The sequence below is a fragment of the Micromonospora wenchangensis genome (assembly GCF_002210435.1).
GTDB classification, from domain to species: domain Bacteria; phylum Actinomycetota; class Actinomycetes; order Mycobacteriales; family Micromonosporaceae; genus Micromonospora; species Micromonospora wenchangensis.
The window spans coordinates 1-5,959 of sequence record NZ_MZMV01000125.1 but is presented as its reverse complement, the minus strand read 5'-3'; the positions used below and the strand labels follow the sequence as shown (position 1 = coordinate 5,959).

Annotated in this window: 5 protein-coding genes, 1 tRNA gene and 1 pseudogene; 2 read left to right on the top strand and 5 right to left on the bottom strand. The window is 74.5% G+C overall.

The features are described from left to right. Together B5D80_RS35190 and B5D80_RS32400 are read left to right on the top strand one after the other, a co-directional pair. Window positions 1–146, top strand: a pseudogene (locus B5D80_RS35190) (divisome protein SepX/GlpR); the annotation flags it as partial. Window positions 147–374: 228 nt separating this feature from the next. Then, window positions 375–451: transfer RNA gene (locus B5D80_RS32400), tRNA-Ala, on the top strand. 77 nt (window positions 452–528) lie between these two features. On the opposite strand, the gene B5D80_RS32395 is transcribed toward B5D80_RS32400, so the two are convergent. The 5 genes from B5D80_RS32395 to B5D80_RS32375 form a co-directional block, all read right to left on the bottom strand. After that, window positions 529–1,404, bottom strand: coding sequence for a S1 family peptidase (locus B5D80_RS32395; RefSeq protein ID WP_088647729.1), 876 nt, complete (start codon window positions 1,402–1,404; stop codon window positions 529–531). 149 nt (window positions 1,405–1,553) lie between these two features. After that, entirely contained in the window at window positions 1,554–2,537 is a 984-nt protein-coding gene (locus B5D80_RS32390) for a DUF4352 domain-containing protein (protein ID WP_088647728.1), read from the bottom strand. Window positions 2,538–2,591: 54 nt separating this feature from the next. Continuing rightward, window positions 2,592–3,248, bottom strand: a complete 657-nt coding sequence (locus B5D80_RS32385) for a 4'-phosphopantetheinyl transferase family protein (RefSeq protein ID WP_088647727.1) — start codon at window positions 3,246–3,248, stop codon at window positions 2,592–2,594. Between the two features lie 168 nt (window positions 3,249–3,416). Beyond that, complete coding sequence (locus B5D80_RS32380) at window positions 3,417–4,196, bottom strand: peptidase (RefSeq protein WP_088647730.1); 780 nt, start codon at window positions 4,194–4,196, stop codon at window positions 3,417–3,419. Next, window positions 4,196–5,476, bottom strand: coding sequence for a VWA domain-containing protein (locus tag B5D80_RS32375; RefSeq protein ID WP_088647726.1), 1,281 nt, complete (start codon window positions 5,474–5,476; stop codon window positions 4,196–4,198). The genes B5D80_RS32380 and B5D80_RS32375 overlap by 1 nt, the downstream gene beginning before the upstream one ends. Window positions 5,477–5,959 lie beyond the last annotated feature (483 nt).

The following is a 5,959-nucleotide window of genomic DNA, read 5'->3' as shown; positions in this document are numbered from 1 at the left end:
AACGTGAGGCGGTACGCCGTACCGCGATGGGCCTGGACCGGCCGACCGACCTGCCGGCGGCGGCCAGCGGGGGCGGCTCGGTGTCCTACCGCCGCTCCGGTGGCCTGCGTGGCCGCCCCTACCAGTCCGGCCGCGACCCCCGCTGACCCCGCCCGGGTGCCCCGCCGGGCCGGGTGCCCCGGCGATCGACTCGCCTGGGCCGAAACAGCGGCTTCCGGGCGGCCTGATGCCGCTACCTGGGCCCACGGGCGCGGGCGGATCGTCGGCGGGCGCGGCGGGAGGGGTGATTCGCCCGGGGGGCGGGTGGGCTGTTAGTCTTGGCGCCGGCCCGCCCGGTGAAAGCCGGGTGGGACCGAAGCCGGTCCACCGGCGGAGGGGCTGTGGCGCAGTCCGGTAGCGCACCTCGTTCGCATCGAGGGGGTCAGGGGTTCGAATCCCCTCAGCTCCACCAGGAAGTTCATGATCAAGGGCGGGTCTCCCCAACGGGAGACCCGCCCTTGATCATGTAACCCGGGTCGACGGGGCCGCTCAGGGGAGGGTGACGCCGTAGGCGGCGAGGATCTCGGCGACCGGCTGGTAGTAGGTGCTGCCCCCGCTGGTGCAGTTGCCGCTGCCGCCGGAGAGGATGCCGATGATCACCCCGGTCGCGGCGACGTAGAGCGGGCCGCCGCTGTCGCCCGGCTCGGCGCAGATGTTGGTGCGGATCAGCCCGGTGACGCTGCCCTCGGCGTAGTTGACGGTCTGGTTGAGGGCGGTGACGGTGCCGCACCGCACGCCGGTGGTGGCGCCGCTGCGGCAGACCGCCTGCCCCACGTACGCGGTGCCGACGCCGTTGAGGGTGAGCAGCCCCGGATAGGTGTAGACGGCGCTCGGGTGGCTCACCCTGGCGGTGTAGCGGACCAGGCCGTAGTCGTTGACCGGGAAGCTGCTGCCGGTCCGGGTGCCCAGCACGCTCGTCTGGCCGCTGTCGGCGTACCAGGTGGTGGCGGTGGCGGTGCAGTGGCCGGCGGTGAGGAAGTAGTAGGTGCTGCCACTGTGCACGTTCGCGCCCAGTGAGCACTTGGCACCACCACCGTAGATGCTCTGCCCTCCGGCGATGAGGATGCGCAGCCGGCCGGGTTCGCGGCGCAGCTCCGCGCCTTCCCGCGCGGCGAGGGCGCGCAGCGCGCGTACCTGTTCCGGTGCGACGGTGTCGTCGACGGTGAGCGTCGGCCGCCCGGTCGCCGGGTCCGGGCCCCACGCGGTGCCGACCGTGCGTACCTGTGCCAGTTCCGCCGCGACCGGTGGGCCGCTGGCGTCGGGTCGGGCGGCGGCGGGCCGGGTGAGGCCGGGGTCGGCGGCGGCCGGGGTCGCCGGCAGCAGGGTGACGGCCAGGGCCAGGGCGACGAGCGAGAGACGACGCATCCCCCACCTCCAAATCGATCGCTGGGGGTCGATGCGTCAAGCATCCGCCGGTGCCGGACCCGATTCAAGGCACGGCAGCGATCCCGGCCCCCGCGACACCGACGGGCCGGCCCCCGCACCGGGGACCGGCCCGTCGCACGCGGCGGTGATCAGGGCTTCCAGGAACCGGCCGCCTTGAACTTGTGCTGGTACTCGACCACGCCGTTCTTGTCGGCCACGTCGAACACCACCGAGCCGGCACGCTTGCTGCCGGCCGGGATGCCGCTGCCCGAGTCGAGCAGGTCACCACCGCAGCCGGAGAACGCCCCGGCCAGGCCGTTCACCGTGGTCCCGTCGTCGGCGACCCACTGGAAGTAGAACGGGTTGATCGACGAGGTGCCCTTGGTCACCGTGGCGGTGACGTCGGCGATCAGGTACATGCCCTTGTTCGGCGGCGGCGCGAACGAGCGGCAGCCCTTGGTCGAGGTGCTGAAGCTCCGGACGGTGATCTCGATGGTGCCGTCGTCGTCACTGATCACCAGCGTCTGGCCGGCCCTGAGGTTGAACGCCTCGTCGGTGGACGTCGGCGCCGCCGACGGCGGGTCGGCGGGCAGCCCCGGTGCCGCCGTGACACCGGGGGTGGGCGGCGATGGCTCGAACTCCCGGGCCGCGTCGTCGGCCTGCCTGCCGCCGGCGACCGCCAGGGCGATGATGCCGCCGCAGCAGAGCAGCACCACCAGGGCGACCACCAGGCCGACGACGATCCAGACGTTCCTGGCCGACGAACCGGCCGGCTTCGCCGGACCCACCGGATAACCGGGCCCACCGGGCGGCGGCGGATAGCCCGCACCGGGCGGCGGCGGATAACCCCCGCCGGGCGGCGGATACCCACCGCCGGAGACCGGCGGGTAGCCGGCGCCGGACACCGGCGGGTAGCCCGCACCGGAGACCGGCGGCGTGCCCCCCGGCTCGTACGACGGCTGCGGTGCCCCCGACACCGGCGGCGGCGCGTACGGCGACGGCGGGGCGTACGGGTCGGCGTAGGGCGGGTCGGGGACCGGGGGTGGCGGGGCGGTCGGGTCGACCGGGAAATACTGCCCAGGGGGCGGCTGGTGCGGGTCCTGGGGCCCGTAGGGGGGCTGGGGCTGGTTCACCGTACTCCTCGTTCGACGGTCGGCACTCGGGGAAGCTGGGGTGGCGGCAACGGGTCAGGGCAGGTGCAGCACGGCTGCCGTACGCACCAGGTCGTCCTCGACCGCGAACCGGCCGGTGACCACGGTGGGCGGGTCCGCCACGGTGGCCGCCGACACCCGGGCCGGGGCGATCCGGGCGGTGAAGACCCCCGCGTCCGGGTCCAGGTCGACCGTGGCGTCCAGGAAGTCCAACCAGGAGCCCACCACCGGGTGCCAGACCTTGTAGACGGTCTCCTTGGCGCTGAACACCACGATCGGCCAGCTCACCCCGCCGGGGAGCCGGGCCAGCCGGTCCTCCTCCTCGGGGTGCAGGATCATCCGGCGTACCCCCGGGTTGAGGTCGCGCTGCCGTTCGGCGTCCATGCCGACCGCGCGCAGGTCGGCGCGGCGGGCGACCGCGGCGGCGCAGTAGTCGCGGGTGTGGGTGATGGTGCCGATCAGCCCGGCGGGCCAGACCGGTGCCCGGCTCGGCGCGGTGGGCACCGGCGTGGCCGGCAGGCCGAGGGCGGTCATCGCCCGTCGGGCGCAGACCCGACCGGCGGTGAAGTCCCGCCGACGCCGCTCCACCGCCCGCTCGCTCAGTCCGGCCTGTTCCTCCGGGAGCAGCTCACCGACCCAGTCGGCGGTCCCGGCGACCGCCACCGAGACGGCCGCCGGCAGCAGGTCACGCATCAACCCACCCCTTTCCGGTACGACCACGCCCGGTCCGCCCGGTGTGCGGACCAACGGCCATGGCTGGTGAACGTACCGCAACCGGGCGACACGGCAGGGTCCCGTGGCGGCCCGGTCCCCTCCGGCGCGGCGGCGGCCACGTCCGGCGGGGACCGGGCACCGGGCGGGTCAGGGGCGGCGGGGCCGGCGGGTCAGCGCGAAACCGACCACCCCGGCGATGGCGGCGAGCGCGCCACCGACGGTGCTCCACGCCCAGCGTGAGCCGAGCGCGGGCAGCCAGTCGCCGTCGAACCAGTCGTCGTCGGCCTCGGCGGGGGCCGCCGCCGGGTCGCCGGTCAGCACCGCACCGGCCCGGGTGTTCGGCACCAGCGGCGCCTTCAGCTCACCGTCGTCGCGGGAACCCTCGCCGTCGGCTGCGAGCAGCAGTTCGACGTCGACCGGCTGCCCCAGGTCGGCCTCGGGCAGGTCGGTCACCGACAGCCGGATGTAATAGGTGCCCGGCAGCGGGTCGGCCGACCACGGCTCCGCCCAGGAGCGCACCTGCCGCAGTGTGCAGCCCAGCGCCACGCTGCCCGCCGAGGCGGCCACCGTCGGGGTCTGCGCCCCGGCGGTGCACGCCTGCCGGCGGCGCAGCCCGTCGAACACCTCCACCGTCCAGGTGGACGCGCCGGTGCGGGCCTTGGGCAGCGACACCGTCGCGCTGATCTCGTGCCGTTGCCCGGCTGAGGCGGGGAACGACCAGTACAGGAAGTCGCCGGTGGAGGCGTCGACCCGGACCGGTTGGCCGGCCGTGATGCCGGTGGCGGTCAGGAACGACGTCCCGGCCCGGGTGACCGGGGTGGCCCCGGGGGAGGGGGTGGGCGCGGCGGTGGCCGGGGCCGGGGCGGCGAGCAGGGTCAGGCCGACGGCGGCCAGTGCCGCGCCGCCCCGGATGATCGGGGTACGCATCAGTTCGTCCTCCACGTCGCCACCCACCAGCGGGTGAGCAGTCCGACGACCAGGCCGGTGAGCAGGCCGGCCAGGGTGAGCAGGAGCAGCAGCACCCAGCCGCGCCCCAGGTCCGGTGCGGCCGGTGCGGGTGACGAGGCGACCACGTCGATGGTCAGCTCGACCGGCATGCCGGGTTCGGCCCGGGTCCCCGGACGCGGCGCGAAGGCGTTGCTGACCACCAGGCAGACCGTGGTGGCCGGCACCGGCGCGTCGGTCGCCGACGGGCTCGGTGACGCCCCGTCCTCCGTCTGTGACCAGCGCAGCCCCGCCGACACCACGTCGGTACGGCCGCTGCCGGCGTCGACGCCCCGGACCAGTTCCCGCCCGTCGGTGGCGGTGGCCCGCAGCAGCACGGCGTGGTCGGGGTTCACCGGGCGGTCGAGCGCCACGCTGACCGAGGCGCGCAACTCCTGCCCCGGCCGGACGGGCACCCGGTACCACCGGTGCTCGGAGAACGACTCCCGGTCGGAGTAGACGCCGGGGGCGAGCAGTGGCGCGTCCGCGCACTCCCCCCGGCCGGTGACGACGGTCGGGGCGGCGGTGTAGGTGTCCTTCGCCCGTTCGACGAGCTGCTTGATCCGTCCGGTCAGCTCGTCGGCGCTCTGGGCCGCCGTGTAGGTGCCGCCGGTGGCGGTGGCGATGCAGAGCAGTTGCCGGCGGACCTTCTCGTCCGGGGCCAGGCCGAGCGTGTCGACCACCAGCTTGGTGCCCTGCGCGGCCAGTTCCCGGGCCACCTCGCACGGGTCGGGCGGGGCGCAGGTGTCCTCGCCGTCGGTGATCAGCACGATCCGGCGGGCGGTCGTGCCGGTGCCGAGGTCCCTGGCGGCGGAGCGCAGGGCCAGCCCGACCGGGGTGAAGCCGGTCGGTCGCAGGGTCGCCACGGCCGCTTTGGCCGCCGTCCGGTCCACCGGCCCGACCGGCACGATCTGCTGGGTGTCCAGGCAGCCCTGTTCCTTGTCCTTGCCCCGGTAGGTCGCGCCGAGCACCCGGATGCCGAGCTGGGTCTCCTCGGGCAGCGCGTCGACCACCTCGTTGAACGCCTGCTGGGCGACGGAGATCCGGCTGCGTCCGTCGATGTCGTTGGCCCGCATCGAGCCGCTGACGTCGAGCACCAGCTCGACCTTGGGCGGTTCGGTGGGTTCCTCGCCTTCGGCGCGGGCGGGTGCGGGGCCGGTCAGCGTGGTCGCCGCCAACACTCCGATCAGGACGGCCGTCGATCGTCGTCTCGTGTTGATCACCGGGCGAAGTGTAGTGAGATCCATAGTGGAGCCCCACCGGGGTGCGGCGGTGGGAGTCTCGACCACGGGATCGACCAGTCGGCACGCCGGGTGTTCGGTCGACCGCCCGGCCCGTCGTTCGGACGAGGGTCGTGACCGTCCGTTAGATGCTAGATGTAAACCATTTGCCGCGCGATGCATCGGTCGGAAATCTGACCCAAGTCGACCCGTTGTGCCGGTGGCACAACGTGGTTAAGCTCTCCTTGCGCGCCCCAATCGCCCGCTTCCCCCGTGGCAGGCGATCGGGGCGCGCCCTTTTGTTCCGGCACGCGCGTGGGACACCTCCCGGCGTCGTCGATCCCCCGCCCGCGGCCGGGCCCCCGCCCCCGTCAGCTCAGGCCCCCCGAGAGCCCCTGCCGGCGTCGCTCCCGCTCCCCCTGCCCGGCCCCGGATATCAGAGCCGGCAACCCGCGTCGCGTCCACTGGGGAGCCTCGACGGGCGGG

Coding starts and splice junctions, on each gene's coding strand:
- B5D80_RS32385 (WP_088647727.1), bottom strand. CDS start 3,248: ATGCGTGACCTGCTGCCGGCGGCCGTCTCGGTGGCGGTCGCCGGGACC.
- B5D80_RS32395 (WP_088647729.1), bottom strand. CDS start 1,404: ATGCGTCGTCTCTCGCTCGTCGCCCTGGCCCTGGCCGTCACCCTGCTG.
- B5D80_RS32380 (WP_088647730.1), bottom strand. CDS start 4,196: ATGCGTACCCCGATCATCCGGGGCGGCGCGGCACTGGCCGCCGTCGGC.